This is a genomic window from Citrobacter sp. TBCS-15 (assembly GCF_005280815.1).
Taxonomy (GTDB): Bacteria; Pseudomonadota; Gammaproteobacteria; order Enterobacterales; family Enterobacteriaceae; genus Citrobacter; species Citrobacter werkmanii.
The window spans coordinates 1-17,738 of sequence record NZ_SZWK01000292.1 but is presented as its reverse complement, the minus strand read 5'-3'; the positions used below and the strand labels follow the sequence as shown (position 1 = coordinate 17,738).

The 17,738-nt window shown below is 50.9% G+C and carries 18 protein-coding genes and 1 tRNA gene; 6 read left to right on the top strand and 13 right to left on the bottom strand.

Going from position 1 to position 17,738, the window contains the following annotated elements:
* Window positions 1-9 precede the first annotated feature (9 nt).
* From FDW96_RS17725 to FDW96_RS17700, 6 genes are all read right to left on the bottom strand, one after another.
* Complete coding sequence (locus FDW96_RS17725; protein WP_042310479.1) at window positions 10-1,074, bottom strand: fimbrial protein; 1,065 nt, start codon at window positions 1,072-1,074, stop codon at window positions 10-12.
* Entirely contained in the window at window positions 1,071-1,676 is a 606-nt protein-coding gene (locus tag FDW96_RS17720) for a fimbrial protein (RefSeq protein WP_137366053.1), read from the bottom strand. Before FDW96_RS17720 ends, FDW96_RS17725 begins: the two co-directional genes overlap by 4 nt.
* Before the next feature lie 11 nt (window positions 1,677-1,687).
* Entirely contained in the window at window positions 1,688-2,464 is a 777-nt protein-coding gene (locus FDW96_RS17715; protein WP_042310485.1) for a molecular chaperone, read from the bottom strand.
* A 26-nt stretch (window positions 2,465-2,490) separates the two neighbouring features.
* Window positions 2,491-4,962 carry a fimbria/pilus outer membrane usher protein gene (locus FDW96_RS17710; protein ID WP_042310487.1) on the bottom strand — a complete coding sequence of 824 codons (2,472 nt, stop codon included), beginning with the start codon at window positions 4,960-4,962 and terminating at the stop codon, window positions 2,491-2,493.
* Window positions 4,963-5,003: 41 nt separating this feature from the next.
* Window positions 5,004-5,552 (bottom strand): fimbrial protein, encoded by a 549-nt coding sequence (locus FDW96_RS17705; protein WP_042310489.1) that lies wholly within the window; start codon window positions 5,550-5,552, stop codon window positions 5,004-5,006.
* 69 nt (window positions 5,553-5,621) lie between these two features.
* Entirely contained in the window at window positions 5,622-6,170 is a 549-nt protein-coding gene (locus tag FDW96_RS17700) for a fimbrial protein (protein WP_038637500.1), read from the bottom strand.
* A gap of 642 nt (window positions 6,171-6,812) precedes the next feature.
* On the opposite strand from FDW96_RS17700, the gene FDW96_RS17695 reads away from it, so the two are divergent.
* Together FDW96_RS17695 and FDW96_RS17690 are read left to right on the top strand one after the other, a co-directional pair.
* A complete protein-coding gene (locus FDW96_RS17695) occupies window positions 6,813-7,601 on the top strand; it encodes a winged helix-turn-helix domain-containing protein (protein WP_137366052.1) in 789 nt (262 codons plus the stop codon).
* Between the two features lies 1 nt (window position 7,602).
* On the top strand, window positions 7,603-8,121 hold the full coding sequence (locus FDW96_RS17690; protein ID WP_042310494.1) for a hypothetical protein: 519 nt from the start codon (window positions 7,603-7,605) through the stop codon (window positions 8,119-8,121).
* Between the two features lie 156 nt (window positions 8,122-8,277).
* Here FDW96_RS17690 and FDW96_RS17685 read toward each other — a convergent pair.
* Together FDW96_RS17685 and dnaQ are read right to left on the bottom strand one after the other, a co-directional pair.
* A tRNA-Asp gene (locus tag FDW96_RS17685) sits at window positions 8,278-8,354 on the bottom strand.
* Window positions 8,355-8,487: 133 nt separating this feature from the next.
* Window positions 8,488-9,216 carry a DNA polymerase III subunit epsilon gene (gene dnaQ, locus FDW96_RS17680; protein ID WP_042310534.1) on the bottom strand — a complete coding sequence of 243 codons (729 nt, stop codon included), beginning with the start codon at window positions 9,214-9,216 and terminating at the stop codon, window positions 8,488-8,490.
* 64 nt (window positions 9,217-9,280) lie between these two features.
* Here dnaQ and rnhA point away from each other — a divergent pair, with 64 nt between their 5' ends.
* The gene (rnhA, locus tag FDW96_RS17675; RefSeq protein ID WP_137366051.1) at window positions 9,281-9,748 is read left to right on the top strand and encodes a ribonuclease HI; all 468 of its coding nucleotides are present in this window, start codon (window positions 9,281-9,283) and stop codon (window positions 9,746-9,748) included.
* Here the strand turns inward: rnhA and FDW96_RS17670 are convergent.
* The gene (locus FDW96_RS17670; protein ID WP_137366310.1) at window positions 9,745-10,467 is read right to left on the bottom strand and encodes a class I SAM-dependent methyltransferase; all 723 of its coding nucleotides are present in this window, start codon (window positions 10,465-10,467) and stop codon (window positions 9,745-9,747) included. The two genes, rnhA and FDW96_RS17670, sit on opposite strands and share 4 nt — an antisense overlap.
* A 33-nt stretch (window positions 10,468-10,500) precedes the next feature.
* Here FDW96_RS17670 and gloB point away from each other — a divergent pair, with 33 nt between their 5' ends.
* Window positions 10,501-11,256 carry a hydroxyacylglutathione hydrolase gene (gloB, locus tag FDW96_RS17665; RefSeq protein WP_042310498.1) on the top strand — a complete coding sequence of 252 codons (756 nt, stop codon included), beginning with the start codon at window positions 10,501-10,503 and terminating at the stop codon, window positions 11,254-11,256.
* Between the two features lie 71 nt (window positions 11,257-11,327).
* Window positions 11,328-12,686 (top strand): murein transglycosylase D, encoded by a 1,359-nt coding sequence (gene mltD / locus FDW96_RS17660; protein WP_042310500.1) that lies wholly within the window; start codon window positions 11,328-11,330, stop codon window positions 12,684-12,686.
* Between the two features lie 49 nt (window positions 12,687-12,735).
* Here the strand turns inward: mltD and FDW96_RS17655 are convergent, their stop codons facing one another.
* The 3 genes from FDW96_RS17655 to FDW96_RS17645 all read right to left on the bottom strand — a co-directional run bounded on the left by FDW96_RS17655 (window position 12,736) and on the right by FDW96_RS17645 (window position 15,692).
* A complete protein-coding gene (locus FDW96_RS17655) occupies window positions 12,736-13,506 on the bottom strand; it encodes a class I SAM-dependent methyltransferase (RefSeq protein WP_061383112.1) in 771 nt (256 codons plus the stop codon).
* 78 nt (window positions 13,507-13,584) lie between these two features.
* The gene (locus FDW96_RS17650) at window positions 13,585-14,385 is read right to left on the bottom strand and encodes an endonuclease/exonuclease/phosphatase family protein (protein WP_038637479.1); all 801 of its coding nucleotides are present in this window, start codon (window positions 14,383-14,385) and stop codon (window positions 13,585-13,587) included.
* A 131-nt stretch (window positions 14,386-14,516) separates the two neighbouring features.
* On the bottom strand, window positions 14,517-15,692 hold the full coding sequence (locus tag FDW96_RS17645) for an MFS transporter (protein WP_042310505.1): 1,176 nt from the start codon (window positions 15,690-15,692) through the stop codon (window positions 14,517-14,519).
* Window positions 15,693-15,796: 104 nt separating this feature from the next.
* On the opposite strand from FDW96_RS17645, the gene yafC reads away from it, so the two are divergent.
* The gene (gene yafC / locus FDW96_RS17640; RefSeq protein WP_061383113.1) at window positions 15,797-16,711 is read left to right on the top strand and encodes a DNA-binding transcriptional regulator YafC; all 915 of its coding nucleotides are present in this window, start codon (window positions 15,797-15,799) and stop codon (window positions 16,709-16,711) included.
* Between the two features lie 21 nt (window positions 16,712-16,732).
* Here the strand turns inward: yafC and dkgB are convergent, their stop codons facing one another.
* The gene (dkgB, locus tag FDW96_RS17635; RefSeq protein WP_137366050.1) at window positions 16,733-17,536 is read right to left on the bottom strand and encodes a 2,5-didehydrogluconate reductase DkgB; all 804 of its coding nucleotides are present in this window, start codon (window positions 17,534-17,536) and stop codon (window positions 16,733-16,735) included.
* Window positions 17,537-17,738: the final 202 nt, after the last annotated feature.

Genomic DNA, 17,738 nt, shown 5'->3' with positions numbered 1-17,738 from the left:
GGTATTACCCTACTGAAACTGCGCGACAACGGTGGCAGAGGCTTCAAACTCACCTTCCTTAACGCTCCCCACGCCCGGCTTTGCCACCGGTGCGGCAGTGAGATTCCAGTCGCCCTGATTCTGGTAAAAACCCTTCACGTTGTAGAACTGATTGGGCACTACGGTGCCGCCGCTCTCGTCTTTAATCATAATGCCGAGATCGTCGCGTTTCTGTCCCCCACTCAACGTGCCGAGAAGATGATCGTTAAACCCAGCCGTACCTGACGCCGTGGTGGTTTGTACACCTAAATTGATATTCAGCGCGCCCTGATCGAAGCTGCCGCCTTCACAGACCACATGTATCGGGATCGACTTGCTGTAATTGGTGCCGTTGAGTTTTGCAGCGGATCCGGGCAGATCGCCAAACTCAATGCTGATTTTGTCTCCCCGATTGAAGGTGCATTTATCCGGCACGGTAATGAGCCCGGATTTAATGACCACACGTGAAATCGCCGTGGTTGGCGTAGGTCCCGCACCGCCCATGCGCCCGGCAACCTCCACCAGCGACTGGGAGGTGATATTGATGCCATTGATAATGGGTTTAGTGACAATAAACGTCACTTTCCCTTTTGAACCACTTTCAACGTTCGTGGCGCGCGTGTAGCCCTTACGCTTTTTGCAGCTGTTGTTACTGTTGCGGTTTGAAACGTTGGTAAAAGGCGCCTGGACGTATTTGTTGTAACGTCCGGCAACCCACACCTGAACTTCCACATCCAGATACTCGTTTAACCGAAAACGGTTCGCCCCCTGATTTGAAGGCGGCATGGTGGTCGTGGTGGTGTAATAAATAGGCTCCCGAGAGATATCGGCCTGTTCGCAATAAAAATTCACCACATACCAACTGCCCAGATTCCAGGTAAAAGGCTCCGTTCTGCCGCCTACATGGTTTTTGCTGACATCCAGCGAACTCAGTTCAATATCGTACTGATGCGGCGACCCGCCCTCCGGCTCACCTTCCCCCTGTGTGAATGCATGCCCGGCCAGAGGACTGCCTGCCAGCACGACCCACAGCAGCGCTTTATGCAATACGCTCATAGATACTCCAGCTTAAGTCTGACCAGACCGTTAAATTCGCCAGCGGTCACCTCCTGCCCAAAAGATTCCAGCGCGGCAAGAAAGTGAATCGCGTTATCACCTGGTTTGAGGATCCACATGCGTTGCGGTTGATTCAGGTGGATCAACTGGTTGCGTTCGGTCAGTAGCCGAATGCCCGCACCACGCACATCGCCGCGAATACGCCCCAGATCGCTGTTTTCCGGCGCGCCTTCGGCCATCAGCGTCATCGAAACGCCACGTTCCACCGTGCTATGCGCCAGCTCCGGCATTTCGCTGGTCTGTCCGGGAAAATCCCTTAAGGTATGGCCAGAACCTTTTAAGCAGCCATTCAGGTTCAGCGTCACTAATACCGGATCGCTGCGATCGCCGCTCTGGCGAAAGCTGCTGGCGGAAATATCACCCAGATCGATGGTCTGATCGCGTGAAGCCATATCCAGCACGCACGGCGAAACGAACACCCGACCATGAAAGCGGACGTTGCCATACTCGCCGGAAACGTTGCTCATATCCTGGCGGCCGCTAGTGGCCTGAACCGGGCAGGCCATACCTGCCATCAGCAGAGCGCAAAGCATCTTTTTCATTTACGAGTCCTTTACCGGGGCTGTTGCTCCATCGGCAATGCTTTACACACATTGCCTGTGCAGCTGAATTTCAATTCAGGGTGACCGCCAAAATCGTTCACATACATCATGCTGAACTGGCTAACGCTGCCGTCGGTGACGCTGAAATCAAGCGAGGATTTTGGTGAAACCATAACCCCGGGGAAATCAGTCAGCCTGCCGCCGCCCTGCGCTTCCGGCTTACGGCTTAAACCGATCAAGGTGACGAAGTATGGCGTTGGGTTATCCACGGTCCAGCGTAGACCCTGCTTGTGAAAGACCAGTTGGTTTTGCCACACCGCGCCCGGCGTTTCCGGCACGATGGCGGTCGGACGGTAGAACAATTTGATGCGCGACTGCATCGCCAGTTGCAGCACGTTCGGCTTATCAGGCTTAGGTGGAATCTCACGCACATTCAGGTAGAACAGGCTTTCTCGATCCTGAGGCAGCGCATTAATCCCGCTGGTTTTCGTCACCCGGGCAATGCCCTTTTGCCCACCGTTAATTCGCTGTAGCGGCGGTAAGACCATCAGCGGCGAGGTAACTTTTGTTCCGTTGGCGTCTTCCACCCACGACTGGGCCAAAAACGGAATGCTCGGGCTGGTATTGGTTAAGTTCGCGCTGACAGATCGCGCATCACCGGTGATGATCATCCGGGTACGGTCGAGCGCAATACCCGCCCAGGAAGCGTTGATCTCTGCAATAAAAAGCAGGCCACAAGCCACGGGTTTGAGCCAACGCTGCACGGAGTAAAAAGCTTGATTTTTCATGACAAAATTCATTCTGGTTATTGAAATTATTCACAAGGCAACAGCACGTTACCTTCCGGGTTGAGTTGTTGTGGCACCTGTAAGTGACACTGCGCTCGGCCGCCCCACGCCACGGAAAGACGCTCGGCTGGATTCACACCGGCAATCCAGGCCATGCCGTTTTCCATCACCATGGCGACGCTGACGCCGTTGGCGTTAAACACTTCGGCGCCAAACGGCGGGACCGAACCATCCTTCAGGCGCAGCAGCGCCATCATTTTTTGCCCCTGCGCCACGGCAAAGCGCTGATAGCCAATCGCCCCTTCCGTCAGGGTGTTGGTGACGATGGCTTTGGTCGCGGAAATATCCTCGTCCATTGCGTCCACATCGATGCGGGTATCAAAGCTGTGATAGCTGACGACGTCCGGTACCACGGCAATACCGAAGCGGTTTGAATGCGCCTGTTCGCCGTTCAGCGGTACATTCGCCACACCGTCGGTATCAACCATCACTCTGGCGGTATTCATTGACGCCTGGCTGTTGTGCAACGCCGCGCCGTGACGCGTCGCGGTAAAACCGCCGCGCATCGTGCCGCCTACGGAGAAATAGCGTGATTGCTGCCAGCTGACGTTAGATTCCAGCTCCGCCATCATGCTGCGGTGCTTGTAATAGCCATCAAATGCCGTGCGCCCTTCACCGGAAACCCCTGCGCGCAAACGCCATGGGTTGTTACGGTCGCGGTTATCGGAATACGAAACCATCTGGCTGGTCTGGTTGCCGCTGTTCTGCAACTCATAATCCATGGAGCGGCCATCGCTCCAGGGAATCGAAATTGAAAGCGAAAGGCTGTCGTCCCGTTTGCCCTGATACTCAGAACGGTAAGCCGCAAGGTTGGCGCTTATCCCCTGGATGCCCGCCAACGAAAAGCTGTGTCCCATCGACAACCCGTAACGATCCTGCGAACGACGATCCCAGTAGTTCTGGTGGGTGTAGGTCAGATACAGCGTGGTGGCTAACTGCGGATCGTCGGCAAAAAAGGTCTTGTTACCGGTGATGGTGTACATCTCTTTTTCGTTACCGGCGCTGTTGTTATTGGCATACTGCTCGTCGAGAAACTGCGAAAAAGTGCGGAAATTACGCTGTGAAAAGCGGTACCCGGCAAAGGTGATGGCGCTGTTGTATTCATCGAAGGTTTTGGCATAGCTGAGCTTAAAGGACATGCCTTTTTGTTCAGCCTGATGCTTCACACGGCTCACGGATTGCGTCGCATCCGCCGACAACGCCCCCAGCCAGCTCAAATCCCGCCCAATCCCCATCGACCAGGCGTTATAGCGCTCGCCAGTGAGCAGCGCGCCGCCGTACAGCGACCACGCATTGCTGACCCCCCATGAAAAATCGCCGGTATAAAACGCAGGGCCCTGAATGTCATGGTTGTAAAGCGATGGCTTACCGACCGCGGCGTTGTAGCGAACGTAGCCTGGGCGCGTCAGGTAAGGTATATCAGCCGTATTAACCTGAAAGGTTTGTACGCTGCCATCCTGTTCCTCAACGCGTACATCCAACGTGCCGCGTACCGAGCCGTGCAGATCCTGAATATTAAACGGCCCCGCAGGAACGGTGGTTTGATAGATAACACGGCCCTGCTGACTAACGGTGACCTTGGCGTTACTACGAGCGATGCCATGAACTTCAGGCGCGTAACCCTGCAAATTCGGTGGCAGCATACGCTCATCGCTGGCGAGGTTAGCCCCGGTAAAACGAACCGAATCAAAGACCTGAGAATTCAGATAGATTTCGCCAAGCGTCAGTTTTGCCGCCTGCATCGGTAATGGGCGATAAGCATAGATCTGATCCCAGTCGATACGCCCACGATTATCATCAGAAGCGTAATTGGCCTGATACTGCCCGCGAAAGCGCCACGCGCCGAGGTTAAAACCTGTTTGCCCGTAGCCAGAAAGAGAGCGGTAACGATCGCCCCCCTGCTCGTAATGTGTGGCCTGACCCGAGATGCTGTAGTCAAAAATCAGCCCCGCGACGCCATTATCCCAGCGTTCCGGCGGCGTCCAGTCTGGATCGGTATATTTCATCCATGCCTGCGGCACGGTAATGTCCAGTACGCCTGCGCTATTATTCAACGCCACACCCGGCAGATGGGAAATGTCATAACATGTCGCGCTAATCGGATGAATATAGGTCAGTGCCTCTTCTTTGAGCGCCAGTAATTCGAGTTGCTGTGGCGTCAGACACGCCATGGATTTATGCGAGTTGGCAGGATCGACGATATAGCGGATCGATTGCTGAGGAATTTCCTGGCTGTTAATACGAACATCCAGCAGATATTCACCGGGAGTCACAAAGTTGCCTTCGGAAAAACGCTGCAAATCGACATTCTGCCGGTCGCTGGCATCCAGTACGTCAGTATTAAATTCAACGGCCTCATCCGCTTCAGCCCATGCAGAGGCACAAACCAGAGTAATAAATAGCGCCAGGCGTTTTTTATCTGTTTTCAGCGTGATCATTTTCGTTCGCAAACCTTCAGATACCCGAATTGCAGTGCAGCTCAGAGATAATTCACAACAAAATGCGTGACCGCAGTAAATTCGCCGGATGTCATTCTTCCGTCACGGGAGATCAAATAAGCCGTAAAGTTGAGCGTGTTCTTCCCTGGATTAAGCACATAATCCGGTGATGGTTCGCCCAGATGAATTTGCTGTCCTTTGCTGTCGTATATTTCTATTGCTAAATTTTCAGTTTCCGACTGCACGCTCAGATAATCAGGATTGTCCCTGTCGGGCGCACCAGAAAAGGTAATATTGGCGCGTTGAAACACATTCCCGGAATGTTGAGAATCCCCTAATGAACATCCCAGCAAATGAATACTGAAATCATGCGCGGACACTTTTTCTGGTCTTCCAGAAATATCTCTGGCAGAGAGATCATCGAATTCAACCAGTAGCGATCGGTCGCGCGGATCAACATAACAGGCAGCCTCAATAATATTTCCTCGCATGCGCATTTTGCCGGGCGTACTGTTTAGACGATTGGCGCCAGCCATAACCCATGCAGGCGAGATAAAGACAAAAAGCAGTAAAATTCGCCATCCAGGCATAACCGTATTTCCTTTCAGTTATTCGCAGGAAGGGTTAAGCAGGCGCATTAATGCGCCCGCTGCGGGTAATTACTGATAGTCGATCTGGAAATTAACGGTAGATTCGAAATCACCCGGTGTTACCGCTGCAGAAGCGTTGTTTGCCTGCAGATAAGCCACGAAATCAATGTCAGTTTCGCCGTCAGTGATGTTGACCTGAGAGGCAGCTTTACCCCATTCCACATCCTGGTTGCCGCTGTCAACCATACCAATACCCGCGCCCTTTGCAGTACCAGAAGTGAATGCAGCCAGCGCGTTGTTGTCTGTATCAATTGTTGCCGGGGTATAGGTCACAGTGGCCGTTTTCGCAACGGTGGTGTCGCAGCCCTGAAGAACGATTTTGGCATGCTTAACGCCAGCACGTTGGTTGTCTTTTAACTGAGAGGTTGGGATCTCACCAAAATTAACCTGCACCGGGCTGGATTCAGGTGCCAGACCGCATGCGGAATTAACCAGAGAACCGGTGAACTGAATTTTACCGTTAGTCGGTTCAACATTTTTTGCAGCGAAAGCAGAAGAGGCAGTCAAAGTCATTCCCGCCATCAGCGCGCAGGCCACAGCCACGTTTTTCATTTTCATATTACTACTTAACCTTATATCCGTTTTTAGTTATTCCGACGATCTATTTCCGCAGACATTTAAGTCATGGAAATGCTGATCTGCAGGTGGCGGTAGCGCATATCCTTGCAAACAATCCATCTCAACCCGCCCCTTATTTTGAACATCGCTGGCATTCCATACGAAATACCGTCTACAGCTGTTCAGGCTGTTTCGGGGCTTATATTAAGTCGGCAGAAAAATGACACAATGCAAAAATACGGTATTAATCAAACTCAGGGAATCGTGTTGTATCACCGCCTGCACAACGATCGTTTACCTAAAAAATCGCCAAAATTCAGGCAACCGTTAGTGTTAATATCTATTATTTTGCGTTTTTATAGAGTTTTTATCTATCAACTATTTTTTTATTTAGTCCGGACACCAGGCAAAATGTATTTATGAAAGTTTTGTAAAAATGAAGGTGGATATCAAAACCGAGTAATGACAATAAGATAGTGACAGAGAGAAAGGAGAATGAGACATCTATAAGAAATATTAAAATATTGTTATATAAATATTAATGAAGCGATCTATGGCGCAACCATTTTTTATAAATGAATTATGTTATGCTATTGCTTCCCCCACTCGAATGCGAGATATCCTGCTTTAAAGGAGACATCAGTGATTTCTCATATACCAATAAACAAAATTAAATCCGTAATTATTGGTGATGGCTTAGTTTTCAGACCAAATAAAAATACCCTAAAAGACCTGACATCCGGTGAAATGGCCACATTGAATAATGTGGCAACGCAATTACTGCTCTATTTGTTGCAAAATGGTAAAGAGATTTCCTCGCGCGATGAAATTCTGCTGAATGTTTTCCAGCATAATGGCGCCCGGGCGACGGATGCCAATCTCAACCAGCACATTTCATTTCTGCGCAAAGCAATAACGTCAACGGGTCACCCTGCAGAGCTCATCGTCACCATTCCGCGAATGGGATTTCGGATGGGCGATGTCAATATCAATATTCAGCAACTGGAAGAGGCGCAAACACCAGCGCGAATTGCCAATGTTGCAACGAAGCTCAACAAAAAGAACCGGAACCGATGGCCTGTCGCAATAACAACGTTAATCACCGGCCTCGCAGTGCTGGCGACAGCGTGGTTAACATGGATCCCCAATGAAATCGCCATGACGGACGCAGCTATTCTGCGGACAATCGACTACGAGCAATGCCGGGTACATATATTAGGGAATGCTCTCACCGATACCATAACTGAAAAGAAAGCGCTGGATATATTCAAGTCAGTGGGAATTACCCCAAACTGTTCGCATCCAAAAGATCTCTATCTTAATACGTGGGCGAGCAACCATAACCTGGTTGAGTGGTCGTTTGCCGCTGAATGCGGACTAAACCTCGGCTATTACCATTGCGTCAGCCAGTATCGTCATTATGAGGAATGATATGAAGCAGGAAAGCGATCACTCTCCTTTACTATGGTCAGTGGTAATTGCCATTTTTGGGCTGGCGGCCATTGCTTTTTTCATTATCGCCGGGAATGCGAAGAAACAAGAAATCAGCTTTTCATGCTCATCGGAATTCACGTCGATACTCGATATCCAAAATAGCAAAAAGGAACTCAACGGAATTATGCTGATCACTAGCTACAATTCCGGACACCTTTCATTGTCAGTACAAGGGAAATTCAAAAGTGATGATGGTGAGTTCACGGTTAACCGAAAACTGTTCTTTCGCTACGCCCGTCCGCTCGGCCATACCGCAGGCGTTTTCATGCTCACTCCCGATGGACGTGAAAAATCCCCCGATGATGACGCAACGGATGCTGTCGATTATCTCTTCTTCGACGCTTACGAACGTGCCGACAAGCTATATATGCTGAAGCACCTGAATGAGGAAACGGTTCTTATTGGCGATAACTTTTCACCCCGCTTCGCCTGCGTGATGAATCACTTCGCGGGTTAATCGCCTCTACGATATGCGTCGGGTTAAGGATGACCTGATGTGTTTCCCGCCCGGCAGCGCGGATGTATCGATACAGTGTAATGAAGGGATTGTTATTTTGGGTGGGACTAAAACGACGAAAGCCTGAATCATTTCTGATTCAGGCTTTCTGAATAGTGGCGGAATGGACGGGACTCGAACCCGCGACCCCCTGCGTGACAGGCAGGTATTCTAACCAACTGAACTACCACTCCGCGTTGTGTTCCGCTTGGGAACGAAGCGAATATTACGGATTGCCTCGCGCCTCGTCAACGCTTTTTCTCACGTTTTTAATCGTTTGCTGCAAAAATCACCCGAATGGTCATTTCTGCACTGTAATTGGGTCATCTACGCCCGCCAGAGACAACTTCCCCCCTTCTTCTGCACCAGGTCAAGCCGCGACTCATGGGCCGCTAACTCCTCATCAGTGGCAAAAACAACGCGTAGTTTGCTGGACTGTCGAACAATGCGCTGGATCCCCGTGTCATTTTGCTGCTGGCTGTCGCCTTCCATCGAGAACGCCATGGTGGTCTGCCCACCGGTCATCATCAGATAAACGTCGGCCAGAATCTGGGCATCGAGCAATGCGCCGTGCAGGGTTCGTTTACTGTTGTCTATTTCATAACGCGAGCATAACGCATCAAGGCTGTTTCGCTTGCCAGGAAACATTTTCCTTGCCAGCGCCAGGCTATCGGTTATTTTGCAAAATTCGTTGGTTTTCGGAATACCACGATTGAGCTTAGCAAACTCGTAATCCATAAAGCCGATATCAAACGATGCGTTATGGATGACCAGCTCCGCGCCGCGAATGTAGTCGAGAAACTCATCGGCAACTTCGGCAAATGTAGGCTTATCGAGCAGGAATTCGTCTGCGATGCCGTGTACGCCAAACGCTTCCGGATCCACCAGCCGATCCGGCTTCAGGTAAACGTGGAAGTTATTACCGGTCAGGCGGCGATTCACCACTTCAACCGCACCGATCTCAATGATCTTGTGGCCTTCGTAGTGGGCGCCAATCTGGTTCATACCGGTGGTTTCGGTATCAAGGACTACCTGTCGTGTAATTCCAGTGCTCATAACGGTCATTTATGTCAGACTTATCGTTTGATTTCGATTTGCTAAAACAGGAAGTCTACCAGAGATGCTTAAACAGGTAGAAATTTTCACCGATGGTTCTTGCCTGGGAAATCCAGGGCCAGGTGGTTACGGGGCGATTTTACGCTATCGCGGACGCGAAAAAACCTTTAGTGAAGGGTACAACCTCACAACCAATAATCGCATGGAGCTGATGGCGGCAATCGTTGCGCTGGAAGCCCTGAAAGAGCAGTGTGAAGTAATACTCAGTACCGACAGCCAGTATGTGCGCCAGGGCATCACGCAATGGATCCACAACTGGAAGAAGCGCGGCTGGAAAACGGCAGATAAAAAACCGGTAAAGAACGTCGATCTGTGGAAACGTTTGGATGCCGCGCTGGGTCCACATCAAATCAAATGGGAATGGGTTAAAGGCCATGCGGGTCATCCGGAAAACGAACGCTGCGATGAGCTTGCGCGCGCCGCGGCAATGAGCCCCACTCAGGATGACATTGGTTATCAGGCCGAGGCTTAAGCGTCCGGTTTGCGGTATTGCCGGGTAGCGCCAACGGCCTGGCGGATTGGCGTTTTGCTTTTATTTTGTTTCATTGGGTTGAGCGTAAGCGGAATGGTTCGCTTACGTGCGACCACCAGTTGCAAACATCCCAGGGCAGGAATATGGGCGCTTAACATTTTCCCGCCCTTCTTGTTCCAGGGCAGGACATGAAAACGGCTGTAGTGCATCACTTCAAAATTTAGCAAAGAGAGCCAGTCTAGTTGACGCATGAGGGTAAACATCCGACTGTTGTAAGGCGAGGTCTTGCGCAATACCGGCACCAGTTTACGCAGTCCCATCAGGCTTACCGGATTAAACCCGCTCAGAATCAACCAGCCGTCATCAATCAGCACGCGATCGGCTTCACGCAGTAACCGATGCGGATCGGAACACCACGGTAGCGTATGGGCCAACAAACAGACATCCACTGACTTGTCGGCAAAGGGCAGATGTAAAGGATCGGCCGTTACCTGCATGGGAGAACCCAGCAAAGAAACATTTACCTGATGAGAAACCGCGCACGCTTCAGAATCGATTTCTGCGCTTAAATTACCAATTTTAAGCAGATGAAAACCGTACATTTTTGCGAACCACGGGTTAAGCTGATGCTCCAGCGCCTCACGATAGTATTCGCCCCAGGGTAAATCACCCCAGCTCACGGGCGCTACGACAGTTTGAGGGATCCTTGCCGGTTTCATCATAACCTTCCGTTTCACTTTGAGAGGTAAGATATGAATCTTAACAGTATTCCTGCATTTCAGGACAATTACATCTGGGTCCTGTCAAATAATGACCAACATTGTCTGATTGTCGACCCGGGCGAAGCCGCCCCAGTTCTGCAAGCCATTGCAGAACATAACTGGGTGCCAGAGGCCATTCTGCTGACCCATCATCATCAGGATCACGTTGGCGGCGTGAAAGAACTCCTGCAACACTTCCCACAAATAGTGGTATACGGACCGGCTGAAACGCAAGATAAGGGAACGACGCACATAGTCGAAGATGGCGATATTGCACTCGTATTGGGGCATGAATTTAAGGTAATTGCCACTCCGGGTCACACTTTAGGACATATCTGTTACTTTAGCCAACCTTACCTATTTTGCGGAGATACGCTCTTTTCTGGGGGCTGTGGTCGGCTTTTCGAAGGTACTGCAACGCAGATGTATCAATCACTTAAAAGAATCAGCGCTCTTCCCGATGATACTTTGATTTGTTGCGCACATGAGTACACATTAGCAAATATGAAGTTTGCTTTAAGCATCCTCCCGCACGATTCGTTCATAAATGAATATTATCGTAAAGTTAATGAGTTACGCGTAAAAAAACAAATGACACTACCCGTAATTCTGAAAAATGAGCGGCGAAATAATATTTTTTTGCGAACTGAAGATATTGATTTAATTAACGAAATAAACAAAGAAACAATATTGCAACAACCTGAAGAGCGTTTTGCCTGGTTAAGGTCAAAGAAAGATACGTTCTGACAATTCCGGGTTGCCTTTTGAAAACTTCGCCGTTATGATCGGTCGTCTTTTAAGCAACTATTGACACACACATGAAGGCAAAAGCGATATTACTCGCCTCTGTCCTGCTTGTTGGGTGCCAGAATACTGGTAACGTCCAACAGCACGCACAGAGCCTTTCTGCAGCTGGTCAAGGGGAAGCAGGAAAGTTTACAAGTCAGGCGCGATGGATGGACGATGGAACATCTATCGCTGCTGATCAAGATTTGTGGGCTTTCATTGGTGACGAGCTAAAGATGGGAATTCCGGAAAACAGCCGGATTCGCGAACAGAAACAGAAGTATTTACGCAATAAGAGCTATCTCCACGATGTAACTTTACGGGCAGAGCCGTATATGTACTGGATAGCCGGGCAGGTTAAGAAACGTAACATGCCAATGGAACTGGTACTACTACCCATAGTGGAGAGCGCTTTTGATCCTCACGCAACGTCTGGCGCCAATGCCGCAGGTATTTGGCAGATCATTCCGAGCACGGGGCGCAATTATGGTTTAAAGCAGACCCGCAATTATGATGCACGTCGCGACATTGTGGCTTCCACCACTGCCGCGCTCGACATGATGCAGCGTCTGAACAAGATGTTTGATGGCGACTGGCTGCTGACCATTGCTGCTTATAATAGCGGTGAAGGTCGCGTGATGAAGGCGATCAAAACGAACAAAGCGCGTGGTAAATCCACCGACTTCTGGTCGTTACCGTTGCCTCAGGAAACGAAGCTGTATGTGCCCAAAATGCTGGCTTTGAGCGATATTCTCAAAAACAGCAAGCGCTATGGCGTGCGTCTGCCTACAACAGACGAAAGCCGCGCATTGGCACGTGTTCGCTTGAATAGCCCGGTTGAGATGGCTCAGGTTGCCGATATGGCGGGTATATCCGTCAGCAAGCTGAAGACCTTCAATGCAGGCGTGAAAGGCTCCACGTTGGGTGCCAGCGGTCCGCAATACGTGATGGTGCCAAAGAAGCATGCAGAAAAACTGCGTGAGTCTCTGGCTTCAGGCGAAATTGCAGCCGTGCAGTCAACGCTGCTCGCGGATAACACGCCGCTGAACAGCCGTAGCTACAAGGTTCGCTCTGGCGATACGCTTTCTGGCGTTGCTTCACGTCTTGGCGTGAGCACAAAAGACCTGAAACAGTGGAACAATCTGCGTGGTTCTTCCCTGAAAGTAGGCCAAAGCCTGACGGTAGGCGCCGGAACCAGCGCGCAGCGACTGGCTAACAACAGCGATAGCATCACCTATCGTGTCCGTAAGGGCGACTCGCTGTCGAGCATTGCCAAACGTCACGGGGTTAACATCAAGGATGTGATGCGCTGGAATAGCGATACGGACAACCTGCAGCCTGGCGATCAGCTAACGTTGTTTGTGAAAAACAACGGTATGCCGGACTCCTGATAACATTGTTGAAATGAAGGCACTGGTTTCCCCCCAGTGCCTTTTTTATTTATCCTGCTTTATGCGCCTCTACCATTATCGTGTCGCTGGTAAACGAACCCTCTTCCTGTAATGCAAAGTAGGCCTTCACGTCAGCAGAAGCACTCTCCTGGTATAAACGAATCGCTTCGGTCAACGCCGCAGGCGTACGCATCCGCGCAACCCACGAACTGAACTCCAGAGGCAGACGATCAGTTAACAAGGTGTCAGCAATCAGGTTGGCGTCATTGATTAAAGACAGCCACTCCCCGCTGGAATAATTGCGTACGTGCGAGGTATCACGCAACGCTTCCACGGTTTGTAACCAGATATCACGTACAGGGTGACCCGGCGACATCACATCCATCACGATCAGTACGCCGCCGGGCTTCAGGATGCGGTTCACTTCGCGCAGCGCGCGCCCGACATCATGCCAGTGATGCGCGGAATAGCGGCTAATCACCACATCAAAAGCGTTATCTTCAAATGGCAGACTTTCGGCATAACCCTGGCGCGTGGAGAGGTTTTCCAGCCCCCTGTCTTTTGCCGCCTCCGCCACCACTTCAAGCATTTGTGACGATAAATCATAAGCTACGACCTGCCTGACTTGCTGCGCAGCCACAAAACTGGCATGCCCTGCTCCGCATCCCATATCCAGTAACCGGGCTTGCGGAAATGCTGACAACCTTGCGGACAGGCGTTGCAAATCGCGGCCAGAGGCATGTACCGCACTGGTCAAATAGGCATTAGCCTGAGAGCCAAACTGTTTTTCGACGTTGTCATGATGAGAGCGTGTTGTCATTGTGTTGTCCTTCGGTTGTTGTTTAATAGGAAGGGCAGCACCACTACAGGTCTGCCCTACGGCAGACCTGATACACCGTTATTGTTCAGGTTTGCCGGGACTGAATTCAACGAGTAGCGGATTGTGATCGGATGCGCGGGTGACCAGCACAGAGGCTTCACTCACGTTCAAACCACGATAGAACACAAAATCGAGAGGGCGACCAAACGCGCGTCGGCGTTGATCGTCGGTAAAGCGCACCTGGCGCAGCGACATTTCGCGCGCAAAGCGGTACAGCGCATTCATCCGTCGACGGCTCCAGGCATTGAAATCACCCGCCATGATCACCGGACCGCTGTGATGGGCAATCTGATCGCCAATAGGAAGTAACTGCTTACTATAGACATCAACGCCAAGGCTGAAATTTACCGCGTGGATATTCACCACCATCAATAAACGCGTATCAGGCAACGGGTAAACTGTCACCAACGCTGATTTCGCCAGCCGTAAGATAGGCTCACGCTCGCGCAATGGACAGCAGTAAACAGGATGGGCGGCGGAGAGCGTCATAACGCCAGAGGGGTGCTGAGGCAGCACAAAGGCGGGTACCTGGTCGGCAGCGAGATAGTTAGCGGTCGCAAACTGCACCAGTTCAGGCGTGGTTTGTGCTTCCTGCAATAACACCAGATGCGCGTCTTTGCCAAAATTTTTCAGCACCGACTGCCATTCTGCACGCTGCTGCTTAAAAATATTCCATACCAGCACGCGAATACGATCTTCACTGCTTAACGGAGCGCCTGCGGGTAATGCCTGGCCAATATGCGCAAACGAGCCTGGCGGTAAAATCCGCTCTACCGGCTGTCCGGCAACATAACGCATGGCATAGGTGTTTTTTCGCACTTTAGACTTTCAAACCTCTGTAACGTCAACCAGTCCGCAGCCGGACTGGTTCTTCTGTTATAGGGATTTTAGCACTCACTTTCAACGAACAATTGCAGTTTGTTTTGTAAGTGGGCGCTTACATCAATGATTTACCCCAGAGCAATGCGTACAGGTTTATCAAGACGACCGCTGACGCCCATCAGTAAGAAAGCCACCAGAACAATGAGGGCGCCAATCCACGGCGTCTGCGCCAAACCGTAATGCTCCACCGTTTGCCCGCCAATCACTGAACCCAATGCAATACCAATGTTAAACGCTGCAATGTTGAGTCCTGATGCCACATCTACCGCATTAGGCGTGAATTGTTCGGCTTTCTGAACAACGTAGACCTGCAAACCCGGTACGTTGCCAAAGGCAAAGATCCCCATCACCAGAATAGTGACCAGTGCGGCGTACTGAGTAGACGCGGTCACCTGGAAGACCATCAGCAGAACAAACAGCGCGGCGAAAATGAATTTCAGCGCAGGAACGGCGCCATGCTTATCTGCCAGTTTGCCGCCCCAGATATTGCCGATAGCCACAGATACGCCATAGCCCAGCAAGATCCAGCTTACTGCTGCCGGAGAGAATCCAGCCAGATCCTGCATCATCGGCGCCAGGAAGGTGAATGCCGTGAATACCCCGCCATAGCCCAGCGCCGTAACGGCGTAAATCAGCAACAGACGAGGATGGGTCAGCACTTTCACCTGGTCACGAATGCTGGCGGCAGCCCGACCGGGGATGTTAGCCGGGATCAGCAGTTGGCTACTAATCAGCGCAATCACTCCTAACAGTGATACCGCAAGAAAAGTCTCGCGCCAGCCAAAATGCTGACCGATGAATGTTCCCAGCGGCACGCCCGTGACCAGCGCGACCGTTAAGCCGCCAAACATAATGGCGATCGCGGAAGCCGCTTTCTCTTTCGGCACCAGACTTGTCGCGATGGTAGAGCCAATTGAGAAGAACACACCGTGCGCCAGCCCCGTCAGCAGACGGGCGACGATTAATGTCATATAGCCCGGTGCCTGCCATGCCAGCAAATTTCCGGCCGTAAACAAGACCATCAGCGCGACCAGTAACTGTTTACGCGGTAAGCGTCCGGTCAGAGCAGTCAGCACCGGCGCGCCAATAGCCACGCCCAGCGCGTAGATTGAAACCAACATTCCGGCGGAAGGTAACGAGATCGCCAGTTGTTGTGCAATGGTCGGCACCAGGCCGACAATCACAAACTCAGTCGTGCCAATAGCGAAGGCACTTATTGTCAGTGCAAATAAAGCGAGAGGCATAAATAACTCCATAACATCAGTAATCAGATGACACGCAGTATGCCTGGATGTTTTAATGACAAAAATATTCAAAATATCAATTTAATTTTGCTTCAGGTGCAAAAATGAAAGCAACCTCCGAAGAACTTGCAATTTTTGTCGCTGTCGTGGAAAGCGGCAGCTTCAGTCGGGCGGCAGAGCAGCTCGGCCAGGCCAATTCCGCTGTCAGCCGGGCAGTTAAAAAGCTGGAGATGAAGCTCGGCGTCAGTCTGCTTAATCGTACGACCCGACAGCTGAGCCTGACCGAAGAAGGAGAGCGATACTTCAGGCGTGTGCAGCAGATACTGCAAGAAATGGCCGCAGCAGAAACGGAAATCATGGAGTCGCGTAATACTCCGCGCGGCTTACTGCGTATCGATGCGGCAACGCCGGTAATGCTGCATTTCCTGATGCCGCTGATCAAACCTTTTCGTGAACGGTATCCGGAAATGACGTTGTCTCTTGTCTCCTCAGAAACGTTCATCAATCTTATTGAACGAAAAGTGGATGTTGCGATACGCGCAGGCACGTTGACAGATTCAAGTCTGCGCGCGCGCCCGTTATTTACCAGCTATCGCAAGATTATCGCTTCACCTGACTATATTGCCCGCTTTGGCAAGCCTGAGAGCGTTGAAGAGTTAAAACGGCATCTGTGCCTGGGGTTTTCTGAACCCATCTCGCTCAATACCTGGCCAATAGCCTGTAGCGATGGGCAGCTCCATGAGATCGAATGTGGGATTTCTTCCAACAGCGGAGAAACGTTAAAACAGCTTTGCCTGAACGGTAACGGCATTGCATGTCTTTCAGATTATATGATTGACAAAGAGATCGAGCAGGGAGAACTGGTGGAACTGCTGGCCGATAAGCGTCTGCCGGTAGAAATGCCTTTCAGCGCCGTTTACTACAGCGATCGTGCCGTCAGTACACGTATCCGGGCATTTATCGACTTCTTAAGTGAACATATAAAAACAGCTCCCGAAGGAGCTGTGAAAGAGGGTTAAAGGATACAAAGGGTCAGGCAATTAATCCCACTCAGGGGCCAGACCTTCCGGACTAACCAGGCGGTCGTTGCAATCCAGTGCCGCGATCGCTGCTCTATCTTCGGCATCCAGATGCAGTTCCAGTGCCAGTAGGTTACTTGCCAGGTTTTCACGCTTGGTGGAAGAAGGGATTACTGAATAACCTTCTCCCATTGCCCATGCCAGGATAACTTGTGCCGGAGTCGCATTATGCTTAGCCGCAATGCGTGCAATCACCTCATCTTTCAGCGCCTTACCGTAAGCCAGCGTCATGTAAGAGGTGATGTGGATACCGTGCGCTTTCGCCCAGTCAACCACCTGGCGGCTCTGCAGATACGGAGACAGTTCAATCTGGTTAGTGGCAATATTCTCCACGCCCACTGTAGCAATGGCTTTTTCCATCAGCGGAATGGTGAAGTTTGAGATGCCAATTTCGCGAGTCAGACCTTGTTCTTTAGCTTCAAGCAATGCCTGCATAAATTCTTCAACAGACACGGCATCCCCCGGTGATGGCCAGTGGATCAGCGTAAGATCGACATAATCCGTACGAAGTTTTTTCAGGCTCTCTTTCAGGCTTGGGATCAGCTTGTCTTTGCTCAGGTTTTCAATCCAGATCTTGGTGGTGATGTACAGCTCGCTACGTGGTACGCCACTCTCAGCAATTGCCTGACCAACAGCCGCTTCATTATCATAGATTTGCGCAGTGTCGACAACACGGTAGCCCAGTTCAAGCGCCGTTTTAACAGAAGCAATAACCACGTCGTCTTTCAGACGAAAAGTACCTAAACCGAATGCAGGGATAGTCATGAAATTCCTCTTTATTTATCAAAATGGGTTAACTGGAATCATTATGACGAACGAGAGGATCGAGAAAAAGATCGATTAAAGCAGAGGATTTTTGCTAAAACAGCAATAATCATATGACAAGCAAAGAAAAAAGCCCTGAGCGTTAGCTCAGGGCTCTTAATAAGTGGCGGAACGGACGGGACTCGAACCCGCGACCCCCTGC